This is a genomic window from Pseudomonas sp. ok272, from assembly GCF_900109995.1.
In the GTDB taxonomy this organism is placed as follows: Bacteria; Pseudomonadota; Gammaproteobacteria; order Pseudomonadales; family Pseudomonadaceae; genus Aquipseudomonas.
In genome coordinates, this window is the sequence record NZ_FOCB01000007.1 from 36,236 (window position 1) to 56,485 (window position 20,250).

Below are 20,250 nucleotides of genomic sequence, written 5' to 3' on the forward strand. Positions count from 1 at the left end.
CAGGCGAGAAGCCTTGGGTCTTAGTCGGTTTTCAGGCCGTCAGCCGATACCGCTTTGACGCCTTTGATGTTCTTGGTGATGGACACTGCCGTCGCCTTCTGCGACGCGGTCAGGGCAACCGTCGAGGACAGCGAGACGACGCCTTTGTTGGTCTCGACCTTGATGTCGGTACCCGGGATGCCTTTCTCGGTGAGCAGGTCGCTTTTAACCTTGGTGGTGATCCAGGTATCGGAAGTGGCTTCCTTGACTTCAGTCACTTCACCGGTAGCCACCATCATGGGCGACTGGGTGGCCTGGGCAAAAGCAGCGTTGGCCATGGTCAGGGTCAGAGCGGTAGCCGTTGCGGCAGCGATAGCGAACTTCTTCATACGGGTAACTCCTGTTTTCCTAGAAAGTCTGCTGTATGCCTTCTCAGCAGGGTTACCTAGGTAGTTGCGAAGGCTGTGCCAACTTCCAACAATTCAATAAATACCTATAAATCAACAAGTTACATAAATCACAAAAAACCGGAATCATGCAATTTGCATGACTTGGGTGTTCTCGACATGCAAGTTGCAGGTTCAGCCGCCCTGGGTATCACAGCCCTTGGGAGCGTCGTCCGGCGCCAGCGTGGTCTCGCAGCGCCAGCCCGCCTCCTGGCTTCGCCTGAGGATGATGGCCTGGCCGAGTACCGGTCCGGGGGCATTGAGCAGCTCGCAGCGAATGCTGCCGCCCCCCGTGACCGCATCCCCCTGTGCACTGAAGCGGCAATGGCGGGTGGCGGTCGTGGCACCGATCAGGCCGGGTGTCGGGTTGAGGCCCTGGTTGATGACGTCCTCGAAAGGCACCTTCAATGCCGTCACCTCCACCAGCCCGGCGGTCACCTTGGCCCGCGCCTGGTACTTGGCGTACAGCGGCAAGGCGAACGTCGCCAGGATGCCGATGATGGCGACCACCACCAGCAGTTCGATCAGGGTAAATCCCTTGGGTTGTTTCATCGTTCAGCTCCCTGCATGGGGCGAAATCCCATGCCCTGACCCCTCACAGCACAGCCCATGCCAGGGCCATCGTGCCTTGCCGGCCGGGGCATCACGCCGCCCATCGCCCCTGGCCGGCGCGCGGATAACCGCACTATCTGACACTTTTTGTCACCGCCTGCGGGTAACGACCGGCCGCTGCCTTAGCTAGGCTTTGCAAACCCAGCCAAGCCGTCCACCGGCCTTCAAGGATCGAACCATGGCAGCCAAGATCAACCGCTACGCCTGGGAAGGCACCCACCGCACCGGCCGGAAAGTCAGCGGAGAACTGCACGGGCGTGACCCGGCACTGATCCGCCTACAGTTGCGCCGCGAGGGCATTACCCCGGCCAAGGTGCGCAGGCAGTCCACTTCGCTGTTCGGCGCAGGCAAGCGCATCAGCGCCCAGGACATCGCCCTGTTCACCCGGCAACTGGCGACCATGGTCAAGGCCGGTGTCCCCCTGCTGCAGACGCTCGGCATCATCGCCGACGGCGTCGACAAGCCGAACATGCGCACCTTGGTGACCCAGTTGAAGCGGGCCATCGAAGGCGGCAACAGCCTGGCCGGCGCGTTGCGCAAACAGCCCCGGTACTTCGACGAACTGTATTGCAACCTGATCGATGCCGGCGAGCAGGCCGGAGCGCTCGACACCCTGCTGGAGCGGGTCGCCACCTACAAGGAACAGAGCGAACACCTCAAGGCGCGGATCAAGAAGGCCATGACCTATCCCCTGGCCGTGGTCCTGGTGGCGATCATCGTCAGCAGCCTCCTGCTGATCAAAGTGGTGCCACAGTTCCAGTCCGTGTTCGCCGGGTTGGGCGCTGAGCTTCCGGCGTTCACCCTGCTGGTCATTGGTTTGTCCGACTGGATGCGGGCCGGCGGATGGCTGCTGCTGGGGGGACTGCTGGTGGCGGTGCCGGGTGTACGCCACCTCCGCCAGCGTTCGCCGGGGGTTCGTGACTGGCTGGACAGGCGCGCGCTGAAACTGCCGCTGGTGGGAACCCTGTTGCACCAGTCGGCCATCGCCCGCTATGCCCGCACCCTGTCGACCACCTTCGCCGCCGGAGTGCCGCTGGTGCAAGCCCTGCACGCGGTGGCCGGCGCGACCGGCAACAGCGTGTTCAGGCACGCTGTGCTGGGCATCAAGGGTGATGTGGCCGCCGGCCTGCCGTTGCATGTCGCGATGCGCTCCAGCGGTGTCTTTCCCGGCATGGCGATCCAACTGACCGCCATTGGCGAAGAGTCCGGCGCCCTGGACACCCTGCTCGACAAGCTCGCGAACTACTATGAAGCGCAAGTCGATACTATGGTCGACAACTTGAGCAGCCTGCTGGAGCCCTTGATCATGGTGATCCTTGGCCTCATCGTCGGCGCGCTGGTAGTTGCCATGTACTTGCCCATCTTCCAATTAGGCGCTGCGATCTGAACATGCCCTTGAATGAATGGTTGTCCGCCAGCCCCCTGGCCTTTATCAGCGGCGCGTTCGTGCTCGGGCTGATCGTTGGCAGCTTTCTCAACGTGGTGGTGTGGCGCCTGCCGCAGATGCTCGAGCGCGATTGGCGGCAACAGGCCCGCGAGGTATTGGGCCTGCCCGGCGAACCCGCCGCCGCGCCCTACAACCTGATGCTGCCCCACTCCCATTGCCCACACTGCGCCCATCGACTGCGCGCCTGGGAAAACATCCCGCTGCTCAGTTACCTGCTGCTGCGCGGTCGTTGCTCGAACTGCCAGGCCCCGATCACACGTCGCTACCCGTTGGTTGAACTGCTCTGTGGCGTGTTGTCGGGATTCATTGCCTGGCACCTGGGCTTTGGCTGGCAGGCGGCGTGGGTGCTGGTGCTGAGTTGGGGCCTGTTGGCGATGAGCCTGATCGACGCCGATCACCAACTGCTGCCCGACAGCCTGGTGCTGCCCCTGCTGTGGCTGGGGCTGATCGTCAATGGCTTCGGGGTGTTCGTGCCGCTGCATGATGCGCTGTGGGGCGCGGTGTTCGGCTACCTGGCGCTGTGGTCGGTGTATTGGCTGTTCAAACTGGTCACCGGCAAGGACGGTATCGGTCACGGTGACTTCAAGTTGCTGGCGTTGCTCGGGGCCTGGGGCGGCTGGCAGATCCTGCCGCTGACGATCCTGCTGTCCTCGTTGCTGGGCGCGGTGGCGGGGCTCATCGGCTTGCGGCTCAAGCAGGCGAAAACCTCGACACCAATCCCCTTCGGACCCTATCTGGCGATTGCCGGCTGGATTGCGTTGCTCTGGGGTGGTCAAATGACCGACTTCTATTGGCAGTTTGTCGGTTTCAAATGAAAAGCTCTGTGGCACAACCCTGGATTCTCGGCCTGACCGGTGGCATCGGCAGCGGCAAAAGTGCCGCGGCCCAGCACTTCATCGACTTGGGGATCCATACCGTGGATGCCGACCACGCGGCACGCTGGGTGGTCGAGCCCGGGCGACCGGCGCTGGCCCGGATCGCCGAGCACTTCGGCGATGGCGTGTTGCTGGCCGACGGCCAACTGGACCGCGCGGCCCTGCGCAAGCGGGTCTTTGAAGAACCCGAACAACGCCGCTGGCTCGAAGCCCTGCTGCACCCGCTGATCGGCCAGGAAGTCGCCGCCCACCTGGCCCGCGCCGAGTCGCCCTATGCGATCCTGGTGTCGCCGTTGCTGGTTGAATCCGGGCAGCACAAAATGACCCAGCGCGTGCTGGTGATCGATGCGCCACAATCGCTACAGATCGAACGGACCTTGCGACGTGACCAGACCAGCGAAGCGCAGGTCCAGGCGATTCTCAAGGCCCAGTCCAGCCGCGAAGAGCGCCTGCGCCATGCCGACGATGTGCTGGTCAACGACCGCGACCGGGCCTGGCTGCACAGCGAAGTCGAGCGCCTGCATCACTTTTACCTAACTTTGCGTGGAGGCCAGTCATGAGCCAACCCCCTGTCGTTGAATGCCCAACCTGTGGCGCCCCTGTCGAGTGGAGCGCCGAGAGTACCTTCCGGCCGTTTTGCTCGGACCGCTGCAAACTGATCGACCTGGGGGCCTGGGCCTCGGAGGAACACAAGATCCCGGTCAGCCCGGACGCCGAAGACGAGCTGTTCAGCGAAGACTTCGAGCCGCGCCACTGATCCTCAAGGCCGCATGAACGCGTAGTCCTGGCTGTCATCGAGGTTCTCGGCCAGGAACAGCAACTCATCGGCCAGGTCCTCGAGACTGCGCACCGCCTTGCTCTGCTGCACCACCGCACTGAGCAGGGCACGCAGGCTCAGGCCCGGATCAAAACCAATCTCCTGCGCCAACGCCTGACTGCCCTGCACTTCCCGCCTTGCCCACTGGTAAACGCTCATGCCGATGCCCTCTAGGATTTGCCGGAGCATAGGGGCGCCCACTTTGCCGCGATTTGACCGGGATCAACGCTTGTCATCGTCGTTCCAGGGGGCCGACAAGTAGCGTGTGCGGTTGAACGTCTCCAGCCACTCGGGGCAGAACACCACCAGCGCGCTGATGACCATGCCGTTGATGAACGCCTCTGGAAAGATGATCAGCCACAGGTAACCGACAAAGTCTTCCAGCCACTCGGGCATCGCAAAGCGCTCGTCGAACCACAGCACGCCCAATGCCAGCAGCAGGCAGAGCAAGGCCGACAACGCCGCGGCGAAGAACCCCGAGCAGAAGATGTAGACAAAGGGATTACGCGGCTGCGCGCGCTCCACCAGGATCGCGCAGGCTTCGGTGACCAGCACCGGCAACACGATCAACAAGGCACCGTTGACCCCCATCGCTGCCAGGTCCTGGCGCCCCAGCAACACCAGCCCCACTTGCGCCACCAGCCCGCCGACCAGCGCCAGCGGCCAGTCCAGCAGCAGGGTCACGGCCGTCATGCCGATGAAGTGATAGGACACGCCGGTGTCGAAGTCGCGGCGGACCAGCCACAGCAGGAACACCGCGAACACCGTGCCGAACAGCAGGTGCTGGCGCCGACTGTCGCTGAACAACTCGACCCACGGCGCCCGGGCCATCGCCCACAGCAACACCGGCACGTAGATCAACCACCCCACGATGAGGGTGGCGGGGGACAACAACTGGGCACTGATCATGCCGCGCGCCCCAAGCGATAGACCTTCACGCAAGACTCCTTGCCCACACGTAACAGGCCGCCAGTCTACAACGCCCTCACGCCCAATGCCGTGGATCGTTGATCACGCCATCGTGCTCAGCCAATAGCTTGGGCAGTTCGGCCTTGAGAAACGCCACCCAGGTGCGCACCTTGGCATCGAGAAAATGCCGCGAGGGGTACAGCGCGTAGACGTTGCGCTCGCGCAGGCGATAGGCCGGCAACAGGCGTCGCAAGGTGCCATCGGCCAGGGGCCGCGTCGCGGTGTAGAACGGCAACAGGCTCACCCCCATCCCGGCCTCGCAGGCCTTGACCATCGACTCGGCGACGTTGCACTGGAACGTGCGGCCCGGGCTGACCGCGTGCTCGCCGTGTGCGTCGGCGAACAGCCACTGATCGTCGTACAACGGATCGAGCATGCGCAGGCAGCGATGCTCGTTCAGGGCCAGCGGATGCGCGGGCACGCCCTGGCGCTCGAGGTACTCGGGCGCGGCACAGGGCACGCTGTAGACCTGCCCGATGGCCTGGGCCACCTGTTGCGAGTCCGCCAACTCGCAGGCCATCGAAATCACCACGTCGTAGCCTTCCTCCAGCGGGTCGGGATTGCGCTGGGACAGGGTCAGCTCGAACACCACGTCGGGATACAACTCGCCATAACGGGCGATCAACGGTGTGATCAGGACCCCCAGGCCATTCATGCTGTGAACCCGCAACCGACCACTGGGCTCGAGGTGGGCACCACGGGCTTCGGCGGTGGCTTGCTCCATCTGTTCGAGGATCTGCCGGGCGCGCAGCAGGAAGCGCTCACCCGCCTCGGTCAGGCTCAAGCGCCGGGTGGTACGTTGCAGCAGGCGGGCCTGGACGTGCTGCTCCAGGTCCGCCACCAGGCGCGATACCTGCGCGGTGGACAGATCGAGCGCATCGGCGGCAGCGGTAAAGCTGCCGCAATCGACCACGCGCACAAACACCCGCAGGTTGTTGAGTAAATCCATCCGCCCTCCAGGGGCTATGACTGTTACGTTTCATGTAACGCTGCATCAAGCGCCCGCCCCTTTATCACGGGCAGACACCGGCTAGACTTCAGGCACCGAGACACACACGGAGCCGCGAAAAATGAAAACCTTGATCAGCCTGTTTCTCAGCCTTGTCGCCAGCGCCGCCATGGCCACCGACAGCACACCCTACGACCCCGCGCAGCCGCTGGACATCGCCCGGGTGATCTCGGTAACGGACACCGCGACCGCCTGCGAGGTGGTGCCGGCGACCATGGTCTACGTCGACCACCAGGGCCAGACCCACAGCGTGACGTATTCCGTGATGGGCGCCTGCACCAGCAGCCTGTGACCCTGGCCCTACACCACCATGCGCTTGGCTTGCACCGCCAGGTCATGCAGGCCGGCCAGGCGCACCATGATGCGCTCGACCACCTCGACCCTGGCCACCGCACCGGTTTGCAGCTCGCCCATGGAATGCAGCGCCACCTCGGCTTTCTCCAGGCCCAGCCGGGCCGAGCCGGACAACTGCTCAATGCCTGAACGCGCCTGTTCGGCGGACTGCTCCAGGCTGGTGGCGATTTGTCGGATCTGCTCGCTGGAGTCGGCCGCCTGGCGCGACAGGTTGCGCACTTCGTCGGCGACCACCGCAAAGCCGCGGCCATGGCTGCCAGCCCGCGCGGCTTCGATGGCGGCGTTCAAGGCCAACAAGTTGGTCTGGCGGGAGATGTCCTGGATGCTGCCGACAATCGCGCTGATGCGCATCGACTGGCTGCCCAGGCCATCGAACACTTGATCCAGGCTCTGCATGTACACATTCAAGTCCGCCAGCACCGTGGCCGACGATTGCATGCTCTGCGCGCTGGCCTTGACCCGCTCGCCCGCCGTGCGCGCCAACTGATTGGCAAAGCGCATGTCCTCCTCGGTCTGCGCCACCGACTCGGTCAGTTGCTCCAGCGTGCCGTGGACCCTCGTGCCCGGCCATTCGCGCTCGGGCGGCGCGACCGCGACAGGCGCAACGTCCACCCGCGCCTCACTCGGTGCGGCCAGCGCCCACGCGGGCTCCGGCGCTTCGACCGGCCTTGGCTGGCGGCGATACAGCAGTGCCGCGGCCAACAGCAGCCCGTTGATCCCGGCCGCCAGCAGCAACTGCTGGCCGTCGTCCCAAGCCATCACCACACTACCCATACCGACAATTAGCAGCAGTGTGTCGGCACAGAGCTTGAAGGTGGCGCTGTGCGAATCCGTCATAGCAGGATCCAGGTGTAGCTGAGGATCAGGCGGTTTTCGTCGATGTCACTGCGGTAGTTGGAACGCGCCATCACGTTCCGCACGCGGATCCCCAGGCCCTTGAGGTCGCCGCCTTGCACCACGTAGCCGAGGTCCAGGTCGCGCTCACGGTCCTTGCCTTCGAAACCCTGGCCGGTGTCGACGTTGTTACCGGTGATGTAGCGCACAGTGCTGGTCAGCCCCGGAACGCCGAGGGCGGCGAAGTCGAAGTCGTGGCGCGCCTGCCACGAGCGTTCGTCGGTGTAGGCGAACTCGTAGGTCGGCACTTCGTTGCCCAGCGGCGTGATGTTGGCGAATACGCGGGGGAAGGCACTGTCGCCATACATGGCCTGATAGCCGACATAGAACGTGTGGCCGCCGTGCTTGGCCGACAGCAGGGAGAAGAACGCCTGGTTGTCGATGTTGCCCAGCAGTTGCTTGCCGTCTTCCTTGGAGTCGTAGTAGCCCAGGTTGGCGCCCAGGGTCCAGTCGCCCATCGGCTCGCTGTGCTTGAGACCGAGGAAGCGCTGGTTGTAGATATCTTCCAATTGCCCGTACCAGGCACTGACCGAGCTGCGCTTGTCATTGAACGCGTAGTCGGCGCCGCCGTAGTTGAACGCGTCACTGCTGACCTGACGCTGCGGCACATGGCCGAGCATGGCTTGCAAGTCGCTGTGGCCGGCTTCGTTGCGCAGGCTGGTGGAGTTCAAGTGACCGCCCTGCAGGGTCAGGCCATTGATCTCGCCGGAAGTGATGCTTGCCCCCTGGTAGCTGGGCGGCAACAGGCGGATGTCACTGAAGGCCAGCACCGGCAGGTTGGGTTGCAGCTCACCGACCCGCAACTCGGTCTTGGAGTAGCGCACCTTCAACGCCCCGGCCAGGCGGCTGTAGTCGTTGGCGGCACGGCCATCGTCCTTGACCGGCAACAAACCGGTGTTGACCCGGTCCGGGCTGCTGTCGAGCTTGAGCCCGAGCAGGCCAATCACATCCACGCCAAAGCCGACGGTGCCCTGGGTGTAGCCGGACTTGACGTTGAGGATGAAGCCTTGCGCCCACTCTTCGGCCTTGGATTGCTGGTTGGCGCCGACGATGTCGGAGAAGTCGCGGCTGAAGTAATAGTTACGGGCCTGCAAGGTGGCGCTGGTGTCTTCGATAAAGCCTTGTTCGGCGGCCATCGCACCACCCGAGAAACCCGAGGCGACAGCCAGGGACAACAGCGAACCGGCGGTTGGGAGAGTCTGTTTCATCGTTGTGCTCTTATTGTTATAGATCGACAGGTTGAAGCGCTCCGCCCGCAACGACACCGTTGCGGGGGGCAGGTGAGGATAAAAAGGGCGGTGAGAGGCGGTCGCTGAATCGATCAGCGCACGACCTCAGGTGACGGGACCACCGGGGCCGGGCGTCGAGCGGTCAGCAGCAGGTGCGTGGCCATGCCGAAGATCAATCCCCAGAACGCGGCGGACAAACCGAACAACGACATGCCCGAGGCCGTGGTCAGAAACGTCACCAGCGCGGCCTCGCGATCGTTGGGCACCGCCATCGCCCCGGTCAGCGCCCCGGCAATCGCGGCGAACAGGGCCAACCCCGCCAGCGCCGCAATCAGTTCCTTGGGAAAGGCCGAGAACAACGAAACCAGAGTCGCGCCGAAGATCCCCAGCACCAGGTAACACAGGCCACCCACGATCCCGGCGACATAACGCTTGCGCGGATCCTCATGGGCCTCGCGGCCGGTGCAGATGGCCGCCGTGATCGCCGCGGGGTTCAAGCCATGGCAGCCGAACGGCGCCAACAACGCGGTCCCCAGTGCGCTGCTGGCAATGATCGGACTGGCGGGCGTCTGGTAGCCACTGGCACGCAGCACCGCCATCCCCGGCACGAATTGCCCGGTCAGCGCCACCATCACCAGCGGCAAGGCAATGTTCAAGGTGGCACTGAGGGTGAACTGCGGCGTGATCCAGACCGGCGTCGCGAAACCGAGCACCAGCGCATCCAGGTGCAGGTCGCCGGATGCAAAGGCAACCAGGCACCCCACCACCAGCACCATCAGCACCGCATAGCGCGGCATCAGGCGTTTGCACACCAGGTAGGTCGCGAACATCAACAGCACCAGCAACGGTTTGCCTTGCAGCGAAACGAACAGGCCAGTGCCAAAGCTGAACAAAATCCCGGCCAGCATTGCCGCGGCAATCGCCGATGGCAACTTGCTGATGATCCGGTCGAACGCCCCGGACACCCCGACCACAAAGATGATCAGGCTACTGACCAGGTACGCACCCACGGCTTCGCCCATCGTGATGCTCGGCATCAGCGTCACCAGTAAGGCCGAACCTGGTGCCGACCACGCAATGATCACCGGGACCCGATAACGCCAACTCAGGCCGATCCCCAGCAGCGCGCTGCCGATGGAGATCGCCCAGACCCAGGACGACACCACTTCGCGAGACAGGTGCGCCGCATCGGCGACCTGGAAAATGATCACCATGGGCCCGGCAAAGGAAATCACCGTGGCGATAAACCCGGCAACCGCCGCCGACAGGGAAAAATCGTTGAGTAACGCTTTCATGCAACCTCGCCGCAAGACTCATCAGGCAACCATAGCCGCAGGCCTGGTCGCTCTTTGTTATCGGGCAGTGACACGCGCGTGCCACTGCCGTTTTCACTCACGCACCGCTTGGCACCAGGCCTGCCGTCGCACGGTTGCTGCTGCGCTGGCTGCTGATGGCAAACACGGTCATCGCAATCGCGGCCACCGCGCCAGGCAAGGCAAACGCCATGAAGTTCAGTTGCAACGGCAGGTTGATCCCCAGCAAGGCCCCGCCCAGCAACGGACCGACAATGGCGCCGTTACGGCCGATACCCGAGGCCCAACCCAGGCCGGTGGAACGAATGGCCATGGAGTAGAACTGCGCGGTGCAGGCGTACAGCAAGATCTGCGAACCGATGGTGGTGGCGCCGGCAATCGCGATCAACAAGTACAGCATCGGCATCGGGCTATTGAAGCCCAACAACGTGATCGAGACCGCCGCCAGCGTAAAGAACACCGCCAGTACCCGTGGCAGGTTGAGCTTGTCACCCAACACACCACCGCCCACCGCACCGAAGATCGCACCGAAGTTCAGTACCAACAGGAACGACAGGCTCGAACCCAGGCTATAACCCGCGTTGGCCATCAGTTTAGGCAACCACGAACTCAGGGCGTAGACCATCAGCAGGCAGCAGAAGAACGCCAGCCACAGCATCAGGGTGCGCAATGCCCGACCTTCACGGAACAACTGCAGCACCGGGGTGCCCGTGCCCTTCACTTCGTGCATCTCAAGCAGGTCGTCGGCCTTGGCGACGTAGGCCGGGTCGACGCGCTCCAGCACTTTGCGCGCTTCATCGTTGCGGCCCTGGCGCAGCATGAATCCCACCGACTCGGGCAGGAAGTACATGATCAACGGCAGCATCAGCAACGGCAGCACCGCTACATAGAACACCGACTGCCAGCCGAAACTAGGGATCAGCACGATGCCCAGGCCGGCCGACAGCATGCCGCCGACCGAGTAGCCGCTGAACATGATCGCCACCAGGGTGCTGCGAATTTTCTTCGGCGCGTATTCGTTCATCAACGCCACGACGTTGGGCATCACCCCGCCAATGCCCAGACCGGCAATGAAGCGACAGATACCAAATTCAGTGGGGTTGCGGGCGAAGCCGTTGAGCACGGTAAAGCCGCTGAAGAGGATAACGCACAGGGTGATGGTCTTCTTGCGACCGATCTTGTCCGACAGCGGGCCGAAGAACAGCGCCCCGAACATCATGCCAAACAGCGCATAACTCCCCAGGGCCCCGGCTTGCAGCGGGCTCAGGCCCCATTCCTTCATCAGCATCGGCAGCACCACGCCGTAGATCACCAGGTCGTAGCCGTCGAAGATGATGATCAGGGCACACCAGAACAGCACCATCCAGTGGAAACGGTTGAAGCGAGCGTTATCGATCACCTCATGTACGTCAATCTTGCGCATGGCAGATTTCTCTTGTTGTTGTTTTTTTAAGAGCATTGGTAACGCATTAGCGTCCGTACTACCGAGGGTAGGGAGTTGGCGGGCGCGGCAATATCCGCTTTGCGCAGATCGTTATCCGTTTTGTGCACGGACGAGTGGCACGGATGGCGGGCCGTCGGTCGGGTAAACCGGCCCTGCGGGGAAAACCAGCTAGTACTTGAAACTACTGAAGGAGCAGTTCTTAACGCGCTGTTAGGTCATCGGTTTCAAGCGTGAACACGTGGTACGACTTGGCCCCCTATGCATGATCAGGACGATCCGCTAGCTATTCATAAAGGGGCAAGTCATGCGACTCATCACGAAAATACCCTCGGCGCTGGCGGTCTCGACATCACTGCTGATCGCCACCGGTTCAGACGCGCAAGCTGCCTGCGTGCTGACAACCAGCGCAGGTAACTCCTCCTACACCTGCGACAGCGGTACCAGCGGCCCCCTCACCGACACCACCGGCAACAACACCCTGACCTTCCCCGCCAACGGCACCGGCACCATCAATGGCGATGTCACCTTTGGCGACGGCGCCGACCGGGTGCAGATGGATTCCGGCACCCTCACCGGCCAGTTGCACATGGGCAACGGCACCAACACCTTGCTCATCAGCGCCGGGCAAATCACCGGGGACGTGACCCAGGGCGACGATGTCGACACCTTCGTGATGACCGGCGGGCGTATCCAATCCTGTCCCAGGGCGATAGCCACGACAGTTTTCTCATGGAGAACGGTGTCATCGTCGAGGGGTTTGATGATGGTGACATCGCGAAGATGACCGGCGGCACCATTGGTCGGGTGAACATGAAGCTGGACAACAATGTCTTCGATATGTCGGGCGGCAGTATTATCGGCAACCTGGTCACCGGGCTCGGCCGGGACACCATCATCGTCTCGGGCGGCACGATTGGCGGCAACATCAGCACCAGTGGCGGCGACGACAGCATCACCCTCAGCGGCGGGGTCATCTCCGGGCAGATCCGCAGCAGCACTGGCAACGACCATTTCACCTGGACCGGCGGCCAGATCAAATCGGCGGTGCTGATGGGCGATGGCGACGACACGGCGCAGCTCACGGGTCTCACTGAAAGCCTGCTCAGCGCGACCCCTTCGGTCGACGGCGGCCTGGGCAATGACCGACTGACGTTCGACAGCACCACCTCCGGCACGCCAGGCCGCTACATCGGCTGGGAGAGCGCCAGCCTGACCAACAACTCACACTTCGACCTGGCCGGGGACTTTTTCCTCGGGGACAGCGCCAGCGGCACCGGGGTGTTTTCGATTGACGGCAGCAGCACCCTGGCCGTGACCCAAGGCGGCATCCGCCCCTACACCGCGGGCCAATTGGCCACGCTGAACAACGCCGGCATCATCGACATGACCACCGGCAGCACCAGCGCCACTGACTCACTGACGGTGCACGGCAACTATGTCGGCAGCAACGGCCAACTGCGCCTGCAAACCGTACTCGGTGACGACAACTCGGCCAGCGACAAGCTGGTGGTGTCCCAAGGCAGCATCAGCGGCACCACCCAACTGGGCATCAGCAACCTCGGCGGTGCCGGCGGCCTGACTCGCCAGAACGGCATCGAAGTGGTCGAGGCACAAAACGGCGCCACCAGCACCGCCGGCGCCTTTGCCCTGGGCCGTTCGGTGTCGGCCGGTGCCTATGAGTACTACCTGTTCAAAGGCGGCGTGACGGCCGGGACGGAGAATAATTGGTACCTGCGCTCGTCGGTCGTTGCCGTACCACCGCTGTCGGTCCCGCCTGAGCCGCCACCGCCGCCAGTGATCCCCCTCGCGCCACCGCCGGTTGCCCAGCCCGCGCCGGTCGTCGACCCGGACGAACCCATCGTCGAGGCGCCCACCGCCCGGCCCGTAGCGCCCGTGGCCCCCGTCGATCCCACCTCCACGCAGGTCGCCCAGACCTCGCCGACCCCGGCCGCCACCACCCCGCCGATCCCCAAGGCCGTGGCCGGCGCGCAACCGATCCCGCTGTATCGCCTGGAGGTGCCGGTGTACTCGGTGGTCATACCTGCCGCGCAGATGATGACCCTGCAAGCGCTGGGCACCTTCCATGAGCGCCAGGGCGAGCAAAGCCTGCTCACCGAGACCGGCAACGTACCGGCGGGCTGGGGTCGGGTCTACGGCAGCAACCTGCGTAAAAGCTGGACCGGCACCGTAGCGCCGAGCTTCGACGGTTCGCTCCAGGGCTTCCAGATCGGCCATGACCTGTTCGCCTCGACCACCGATGGCGGGCAACTGCAACGCGCTGGCTTCTTCGTCGGCCACAGTGACCTGCGCGGCGATGTCGATGGGTTTGCCGAAGGCTTCCAGGACCGGCGTTCGGGCCGGGTCAAGCTCGACGGCGATCATCTTGGCGGCTACTGGACCCTGGTGGATCCGAGCGGCTGGTACCTCGACACGGTGGCCATGTGGACGCGCCTGGACGGCGACAATCGCTCCGAGCGCGGGGTAAAAATGAACACCGATGGCCACGCCCTCGCCCTGTCGCTGGAGGCCGGCTACCCGATGGCCGTATCGCCGAACTGGGTGGTCGAGCCCCAGGCACAGGTGATCCACCAACAGATCGACCTGGACAACCAGAACGATGGCATCTCCGACGTGTCGTTTGACGCCCAGGACTACTGGACCGGTCGCGTTGGCGCCCGCCTCAAGGGCCGCTATCTGGTCCAGGACGTCCCGCTCGAACCTTACCTGCGGGCCAATCTGTGGCGCACATTCGGCGGCTCCGACACGGTCACCTACGACGACACCACCCGGATCAAGACCGAGCACAAAGCCTCTTCGGCGGACGTCGGCGGCGGATTGGTGGCCAAACTGTCGTCGAGTGTCAGTGTGTACGGCAGTGTCGACTACAGCACCCACCTGGACAGCAACGACTTGAACGGCGTGTCCGGCACACTGGGCCTGCGCATGAGTTGGTAGCACGCCCCACGATGGCCCAGGCGACAAATGTCTTCTTGATCCACGCATTTGGACGCTAAGCTTGGGCTTATGGATGACTCAGATTACCTGCGCCTGCTGACCATCGCGGCCGAGCAAGCCAATGCGTTCCTGTCCAATGCCCGCAAATGGGAGCGTGAGCGTTGGGTCTGCCAACGCCTGTTGCAAGGCCTGAACATTCCCTACCGCGCCGACGAATTCAGCCCGGCAGGCGAGCCACCGGACGTACTGTTTCGCGAGGCCAATTTCGAGGTGTTCTTTGTCCTCGACGAAGGCCGGCGGCTCAACGACGAGTGGCGCGACGAACTGCAACGCCGGCGCAGCGCCTTCTCCCTGAGCCAACTGGTGCGCCGCGAGGCCAAGCCCAAGCGCATCCCGGCCAACGAGTTCCTGCTGCGACTGGCGCCGACCTTGCGCAAGAAAGCCCACAACTATAAAGAGCGCGGCATGGACCTCGGCGAGCTGGACATCATTGCCTTCGCCAGCCTCAAGCGCGAAGTCCTGGACCTCAACAGCCATTTCCCCCCGCCCACTGAGTACCTGCGCCAGGGCTGGCGCTCGCTGTCCCTGGTCGGACCGACCTTTGCCCGCGTGCTGTTCGCCCACCCCGAGGCGCCGGACTTCCTGCGCAGCAACCTGGGGCGCAGCATCGTGTTCGACGTCGGGGTCAGCCTCTGAACAACCAACAGCTATGCTACGTTCACGCCAGGGTGAATTCCCTGTAGCGTCTCCACATTCAGCAACGTCTACCCCTGACGAGGCCCGCGATGACCAACCGCCTGAACCCCGATGACCAACAGCATGTCGAAGCGTACCTGCGACTGTCCCAGCACCAAGTCGAGCGCCGGCCTTTCCGGCCGTGGATGCTCCTGGTGGTGGTGCTGGGCGTGACCATCGGCCTGGGCCTGCTGAGCCGCCTTATCAGTTACCTGACGCTATGAGCTGCCTGGCGCTCGCTCGGGTAACCGCACCGATTTCCTTTAGCCTTGCGAGATATCCCCATGACTCATCGTATTGTCATCGTTGGCGGCGGCGCCGGCGGCCTGGAGTTGGCCACCCGCCTGGGCAAGACCCTGGGCAAGCGTGGCACCGCCAGTGTGATGCTGGTGGACACGAACCTGACCCACATCTGGAAACCCCTGCTGCATGAAGTGGCGGCCGGCTCCCTGAACTCCAGCGAAGATGAACTCAACTACGTCGCCCAGGCCAAATGGAACCACTTCGAGTTTCAACTGGGGCGCATGAGCGGGCTCGATCGCACGCAGAAGAAAATCCAACTGGCCGCCACCTACGACGAGCACGGCCTGGAGCTGGTACCGGCCCGGGAAGTGCCCTACGACACCCTGGTCATTTCCGTCGGCAGCACCACCAACGACTTCGGCACCCTGGGCGCGGCGCAGCACTGCCTGTTCCTCGATACCCGCAAACAGGCCGAACGTTTCCACCAGCAGTTGCTCAATCACTACCTGCGCGCCCACGCCGGGCAGACCGACACCGTCGAGCAAATCAGCGTGGCCATCGTCGGCGCTGGCGCCACCGGCGTGGAACTGGCCGCCGAACTGCACAACGCCGCCCATGAACTGGCGGCCTACGGCCTGGATCGGATCAAGCCGGAAAACATGCACATCACCCTGATCGAGGCCGGTCCCCGGGTATTGCCGGCCCTGCCGGAACGCATCGGCGGGCCTGTGCATAAAACCCTGGAGAAACTCGGGGTCAATGTGCTGACCAATGCCGCCGTCAGCGAAGTCACGGCCGACAGCCTGCTTACCGCCGACGGCAAGGAAATCAGGGCCAGCCTGAAAGTCTGGGCCGCGGGCATTCGCGCCCCCAGCTTCCTCAAGGACATCGACGGCCTGGAGACCAACCGCATCAACCAACTGCAGGTGCTGCCGACACTGCAAACCACCCGCGATGAAAACATCTTCGCCTTCGGTGATTGTGCCGCGTGCCCACAGCCGGGCACTGACCGCAACGTCCCACCCCGCGCCCAAGCCGCCCACCAACAGGCATCGTTGCTGGCCAAGTCACTGAAACTGCGGATCGAAGGCAAGTCGCTGCCCACCTACACCTACACCGACTATGGCTCGCTGATCTCGCTGTCGCGTTTTTCGGCGGTTGGCAACTTGATGGGCAACCTGACCGGCAGCGTGATGCTCGAAGGCTGGCTGGCGCGGATGTTCTACGTGTCGCTGTACCGCATGCACCAAGTCGCGCTGTACGGCATGTTCCGCACCGCGATGTTGATGCTGGGCAGCAAGATCGGGCGCGGGACCGAGCCGCGACTCAAACTGCATTAACACCGCAAATCCTAGTGGGAGCGAGCCTGCTCGCGAATGTGCTCTACCCGTCAGCCAAGACGTTGCCTGACACGACGCTTTCGCGAGCGGGCTCGCTCCCACAAGGGATCGAGTTCACCCGCCAGAGACCAGCAGGCTGTCAGGCCGCCATCGCGAGCAAGCCGGGCTCGCTCCCACACCAGGCCAGCCGTCAGGCTCACCCCCACAGGTGCCTTGCGGTGCACCTGAGATTCTCGTGGACAAAAAAAATCCCCGTATCTTTCGATACGAGGATTTTTAATATGGTCGGGGTAAGGGGATTCGAACTCCTGACATCCTGCTCCCAAAGCAGGCGCGCTACCGGACTGCGCTATACCCCGGTAAAAAAAAGGCACCTTTAAAAGGCGCCTTCTACGATCAGCGCTTTTGGCCTCTGATCTTAAGATTCGATTCCAGCGTTAACTGGTTTCAAAAATGGTGGGTCGTGTGGGATTCGAACCTACGACCAATTGGTTAAAAGCCAACTGCTCTACCAACTGAGCTAACGACCCAAAAATGGTCGGGGTAAGGGGATTCGAACTCCTGACATCCTGCTCCCAAAGCAGGCGCGCTACCGGACTGCGCTATACCCCGGCTTGAAATTGGCTCCGTGACCAGGACTCGAACCTGGGACCCAATGATTAACAGTCATTTGCTCTACCGACTGAGCTATCACGGAACTACATATTTCAATTACAACATTGACGCTTTACAGCACTCTCTTCGACCCGTTCGCATCGCTGCGTTCGTGTGTCTGAGGCGCGCTATTCTACAATCTTAAGCACCTCTGTCAACCCCCTAAATTGCTTTCAAGACAATGATTTGCAACTTATTTAGGTTTTTGACTTGGGGAGCCAAAACCCTTTGGGGCGACTTACTGCGGGGCGCACTTTACAAGCCTTTTCCTTACAGTTCAACACCCTAAGAAAAAAAAGGCCCCGCAATGCGGGGCCTCTGTCATTAACGTGCAACGAACGCTTTAGTTGAAAACGATTTCGTCGTTCACAACGGTGGCCGTCACACTGCTGCCTGGCAAGAAGCTACCGGACAGAATCAGTTGGGCCAGCGGGTTCTCGATCCAACGCTGGATCGCTCGTTTGAGCGGCCGCGCGCCATAGACCGGGTCGTAACCCACAGCAATCAACTTATCCAGCGCATCGCTGCTCAGTTCCAGTTGCAGCTCACGCTCAGCCAGACGGCTACGCAGACGGCCCAACTGGATCTCGGTGATGCCGGCAATCTGATCGCGGGCCAAAGGCTCGAAGATCACCACTTCGTCGATCCGGTTGATGAACTCCGGACGGAAGTGAGTCGACACCGCGTCCATCACCGCCGCACGCTGAGCGTCACGATCACCGACCAACTCCTGGATCTGCGCCGAGCCCAGGTTGGAGGTCATGACGATCACCGTATTGCGGAAATCCACGGTGCGACCATGACTGTCGGTCAGACGACCGTCTTCCAGCACTTGCAGCAACACGTTGAACACATCCGGGTGGGCCTTCTCGACCTCGTCCAGGAGGATCACCGAGTACGGCTTGCGACGCACAGCCTCGGTCAGGTAACCGCCTTCCTCATAGCCCACATAGCCTGGTGGTGCCCCGATCAGCCGCGCCACGGAATGTTTCTCCATGAACTCGGACATATCGATGCGCACCATTGCCTCTTCAGTATCAAAGAGGAACTCGGCCAGGGCCTTGCACAACTCGGTCTTACCCACGCCGGTTGGACCCAGGAACATGAACGAGCCGCTTGGGCGGTTCGGGTCGGACAGCCCGGCCCGGGAGCGCCGCACAGCGTTACTCACCGCCACCACCGCTTCTTCCTGGCCAATCACACGCTTGTGCAACAGGCTTTCCATCTTCATCAGCTTGTCGCGCTCGCCCTCGAGCATTTTCGAGACCGGGATGCCGGTCCATTTCGACACGACCTCGGCAATCTCTTCCTCCGTCACCTTGCTGCGCAGCAACTGGTTTTCGGGCTTGCCGTGCTGGTCGACCATCTGCAGGCTGCGCTCCAGGTCCGGGATCACCCCGTACTGCAACTCGGCCATGCGGTTCAGGTCGCCTTTGCGCCGGGCGGTCTCCAGTTCCTGGCGGGACTGCTCGATCTTTTGCTGGATCTGGGCAGAACCCTGCACTTCGGCTTTTTCCGAGGTCCAGATTTCTTCCAGGTCGGAGTACTCACGCTCCAGTCGAGCAATCTCTTCCTGCAGTTTTTCCAAGCGCTTGATCGCGGCTTCGTCGTCTTCTTTCTTCAAGGCCTGGGATTCGACCTTGAGCTGAATCAGGCGACGCTCCAGGCGGTCGAGCACTTCCGGCTTGGAGTCGATCTCCATGCGGATCCGGCTGGCCGCTTCGTCGATCAGGTCAATCGCCTTGTCAGGCAACTGCCGGTCGGTGATGTAGCGATGGCTCATCTTGGCCGCAGCAATGATCGCACCGTCGGTGATCGCCACCTTGTGGTGAACCTCGTAGCGCTCTTTCAAGCCCCGCAGGATGGCGATGGTGTCTTCTTCGCTCGGCTCTTCGACCAGGACTTTCTGGAAGCGCCGCTCAAGGGCCGCGTCCTTCTCTATATATTGGCGATATTCGTTGAGCGTGGTTGCGCCAACGCAATGCAACTCGCCACGGGCCAAGGCCGGCTTGAGCATGTTGCCCGCGTCCATCGAGCCTTCGCCCTTACCGGCGCCGACCATGGTGTGCAGTTCGTCGACGAACAGAATGATCTGCCCTTCCTGCTTCGCCAGCTCATTGAGCAGGCCTTTGAGGCGCTCTTCGAACTCGCCACGGAACTTGGCACCGGCAATCAGCGCGCCCATGTCCAGGGACAGCAAGCGCTTGCCCTTGAGGCCGTCCGGCACTTCACCATTGATGATGCGCTGGGCCAGGCCCTCGGCAATCGCGGTTTTACCCACGCCAGGCTCACCGATCAGCACCGGGTTGTTCTTGGTGCGACGCTGCAAGACCTGGATGGTCCGGCGAATCTCGTCGTCACGCCCAATGACCGGGTCGAGCTTGCCGTCTTCGGCGCGCTTGGTCAGGTCGATGGTGTATTTGTCCAACGCCTGGCGCGACTCTTCGGCGTTCGGGTCATTCACCGCTTCGCCGCCGCGCAGGTTGTTGATCGCGTTTTCCAGGGCTTTTTTAGTCACGCCCTGACCGAGCAGCAACTTGCCCAGCTTGCTGTTCTCGTCCATGGCCGCGAGCAGCACCAGTTCGCTGGAAATGAACTGGTCGCCTTTCTGCTGGGACAGGCGATCAGCCTGGTTGAGCAGGCGCGCCAAGTCCTGCGACATGTTCACGTCGCCGGTGGGATTCTGGATTTTTGGCAGCTGGTCGAGCTCTTTGCTCAGCTCTTTGCGCAGGCTGTTGACGTCAAAGCCCACTTGCATCAGCAACGGCTTGATCGAGCCACCTTGCTGCTCCAGCAGTGCCTGCATGAGGTGCGCAGGCTCGATGCTTGGATGATCGAGGCCCACCGCCAAGGATTGGGCATCGGACAAAGCCAACTGTAGTTTGCTAGTTAAACGGTCTATACGCATGGGTCACCTTCCTTTTGAGCAGGCCGG

The 20,250-nt window shown here is 62.6% G+C and carries 18 protein-coding genes, 4 tRNA genes and 1 pseudogene; 9 read left to right on the forward strand and 14 right to left on the reverse strand.

The window, feature by feature from the left end:
- Positions 1-20: 20 nt before the first annotated feature.
- The gene (locus tag BMW74_RS12120; RefSeq protein ID WP_093419578.1) at positions 21-368 is read right to left on the reverse strand and encodes a BON domain-containing protein; all 348 of its coding nucleotides are present in this window, start codon (positions 366-368) and stop codon (positions 21-23) included.
- A 192-nt stretch (positions 369-560) separates the two neighbouring features.
- Positions 561-977 (reverse strand): pilin, encoded by a 417-nt coding sequence (locus tag BMW74_RS12125; RefSeq protein WP_093419582.1) that lies wholly within the window; start codon positions 975-977, stop codon positions 561-563.
- Positions 978-1,215: 238 nt separating this feature from the next.
- Between BMW74_RS12125 and BMW74_RS12130 the strand changes: the two genes are divergently transcribed.
- Genes BMW74_RS12130 through yacG form a run of 4 tightly spaced genes read left to right on the forward strand, consistent with a single transcriptional unit; the run spans position 1,216 to position 4,116 of the window.
- Positions 1,216-2,424 (forward strand): type II secretion system F family protein, encoded by a 1,209-nt coding sequence (locus BMW74_RS12130; RefSeq protein ID WP_093419586.1) that lies wholly within the window; start codon positions 1,216-1,218, stop codon positions 2,422-2,424.
- Positions 2,425-2,426: 2 nt separating this feature from the next.
- Entirely contained in the window at positions 2,427-3,299 is an 873-nt protein-coding gene (locus BMW74_RS12135) for a prepilin peptidase (protein ID WP_093419590.1), read from the forward strand.
- Positions 3,296-3,919, forward strand: a complete 624-nt coding sequence (gene coaE, locus BMW74_RS12140; RefSeq protein WP_093419595.1) for a dephospho-CoA kinase — start codon at positions 3,296-3,298, stop codon at positions 3,917-3,919. The genes BMW74_RS12135 and coaE overlap by 4 nt, the downstream gene beginning before the upstream one ends.
- On the forward strand, positions 3,916-4,116 hold the full coding sequence (gene yacG, locus BMW74_RS12145; RefSeq protein WP_093419599.1) for a DNA gyrase inhibitor YacG: 201 nt from the start codon (positions 3,916-3,918) through the stop codon (positions 4,114-4,116). Before coaE ends, yacG begins: the two co-directional genes overlap by 4 nt.
- A gap of 3 nt (positions 4,117-4,119) precedes the next feature.
- Here the strand turns inward: yacG and BMW74_RS12150 are convergent, their stop codons facing one another.
- From BMW74_RS12150 to BMW74_RS12160, 3 genes are all read right to left on the reverse strand, one after another.
- Positions 4,120-4,335, reverse strand: coding sequence for a hypothetical protein (locus tag BMW74_RS12150; protein WP_093419603.1), 216 nt, complete (start codon positions 4,333-4,335; stop codon positions 4,120-4,122).
- Positions 4,336-4,398: 63 nt separating this feature from the next.
- Positions 4,399-5,085 (reverse strand): energy-coupling factor ABC transporter permease, encoded by a 687-nt coding sequence (locus tag BMW74_RS12155; RefSeq protein ID WP_093419607.1) that lies wholly within the window; start codon positions 5,083-5,085, stop codon positions 4,399-4,401.
- Between the two features lie 76 nt (positions 5,086-5,161).
- Positions 5,162-6,094, reverse strand: coding sequence for a LysR family transcriptional regulator (locus tag BMW74_RS12160; protein ID WP_093419611.1), 933 nt, complete (start codon positions 6,092-6,094; stop codon positions 5,162-5,164).
- A gap of 121 nt (positions 6,095-6,215) precedes the next feature.
- On the opposite strand from BMW74_RS12160, the gene BMW74_RS12165 reads away from it, so the two are divergent.
- A complete protein-coding gene (locus BMW74_RS12165; protein WP_093419615.1) occupies positions 6,216-6,446 on the forward strand; it encodes a DUF2790 domain-containing protein in 231 nt (76 codons plus the stop codon).
- Positions 6,447-6,454: 8 nt separating this feature from the next.
- Here the strand turns inward: BMW74_RS12165 and BMW74_RS25615 are convergent, their stop codons facing one another.
- The 4 genes from BMW74_RS25615 to BMW74_RS12185 all read right to left on the reverse strand — a co-directional run bounded on the left by BMW74_RS25615 (position 6,455) and on the right by BMW74_RS12185 (position 11,367).
- Positions 6,455-7,345, reverse strand: coding sequence for a methyl-accepting chemotaxis protein (locus BMW74_RS25615; RefSeq protein WP_305881714.1), 891 nt, complete (start codon positions 7,343-7,345; stop codon positions 6,455-6,457).
- Positions 7,342-8,610: an OprD family porin gene (locus BMW74_RS12175; protein WP_093419619.1), complete on the reverse strand. Its 1,269-nt coding sequence runs from the start codon at positions 8,608-8,610 to the stop codon at positions 7,342-7,344. Before BMW74_RS12175 ends, BMW74_RS25615 begins: the two co-directional genes overlap by 4 nt.
- Before the next feature lie 113 nt (positions 8,611-8,723).
- Complete coding sequence (locus tag BMW74_RS12180) at positions 8,724-9,926, reverse strand: benzoate/H(+) symporter BenE family transporter (RefSeq protein ID WP_093419622.1); 1,203 nt, start codon at positions 9,924-9,926, stop codon at positions 8,724-8,726.
- 97 nt (positions 9,927-10,023) lie between these two features.
- Positions 10,024-11,367, reverse strand: a complete 1,344-nt coding sequence (locus BMW74_RS12185; protein WP_093419626.1) for an aromatic acid/H+ symport family MFS transporter — start codon at positions 11,365-11,367, stop codon at positions 10,024-10,026.
- A gap of 325 nt (positions 11,368-11,692) precedes the next feature.
- On the opposite strand from BMW74_RS12185, the pseudogene BMW74_RS12190 reads away from it, so the two are divergent.
- The 4 genes and pseudogenes from BMW74_RS12190 (at position 11,693) to BMW74_RS12205 (ending at position 16,661) form a co-directional block, all read left to right on the forward strand.
- Positions 11,693-14,343, forward strand: a pseudogene (locus BMW74_RS12190) (autotransporter outer membrane beta-barrel domain-containing protein).
- A gap of 69 nt (positions 14,344-14,412) precedes the next feature.
- Positions 14,413-15,039: a DUF1780 domain-containing protein gene (locus BMW74_RS12195; RefSeq protein WP_093419630.1), complete on the forward strand. Its 627-nt coding sequence runs from the start codon at positions 14,413-14,415 to the stop codon at positions 15,037-15,039.
- Positions 15,040-15,128: 89 nt separating this feature from the next.
- Positions 15,129-15,302 (forward strand): DUF3094 domain-containing protein, encoded by a 174-nt coding sequence (locus tag BMW74_RS12200; protein WP_093419635.1) that lies wholly within the window; start codon positions 15,129-15,131, stop codon positions 15,300-15,302.
- Positions 15,303-15,362: 60 nt separating this feature from the next.
- Entirely contained in the window at positions 15,363-16,661 is a 1,299-nt protein-coding gene (locus tag BMW74_RS12205; protein ID WP_093419639.1) for an NAD(P)/FAD-dependent oxidoreductase, read from the forward strand.
- Between the two features lie 282 nt (positions 16,662-16,943).
- On the opposite strand, the gene BMW74_RS12210 is transcribed toward BMW74_RS12205, so the two are convergent.
- The 5 genes from BMW74_RS12210 to clpB all read right to left on the reverse strand — a co-directional run bounded on the left by BMW74_RS12210 (position 16,944) and on the right by clpB (position 20,223).
- Positions 16,944-17,020 (reverse strand) — tRNA-Pro (locus BMW74_RS12210).
- A 95-nt stretch (positions 17,021-17,115) separates the two neighbouring features.
- Positions 17,116-17,191 (reverse strand) — tRNA-Lys (locus BMW74_RS12215).
- A 5-nt stretch (positions 17,192-17,196) separates the two neighbouring features.
- Positions 17,197-17,273: transfer RNA gene (locus tag BMW74_RS12220), tRNA-Pro, on the reverse strand.
- A 9-nt stretch (positions 17,274-17,282) separates the two neighbouring features.
- Positions 17,283-17,358 (reverse strand) — tRNA-Asn (locus BMW74_RS12225).
- A gap of 300 nt (positions 17,359-17,658) precedes the next feature.
- Positions 17,659-20,223 (reverse strand): ATP-dependent chaperone ClpB, encoded by a 2,565-nt coding sequence (clpB, locus tag BMW74_RS12230; protein ID WP_093419649.1) that lies wholly within the window; start codon positions 20,221-20,223, stop codon positions 17,659-17,661.
- Between the last annotated feature and the right edge of the window lie 27 nt (positions 20,224-20,250).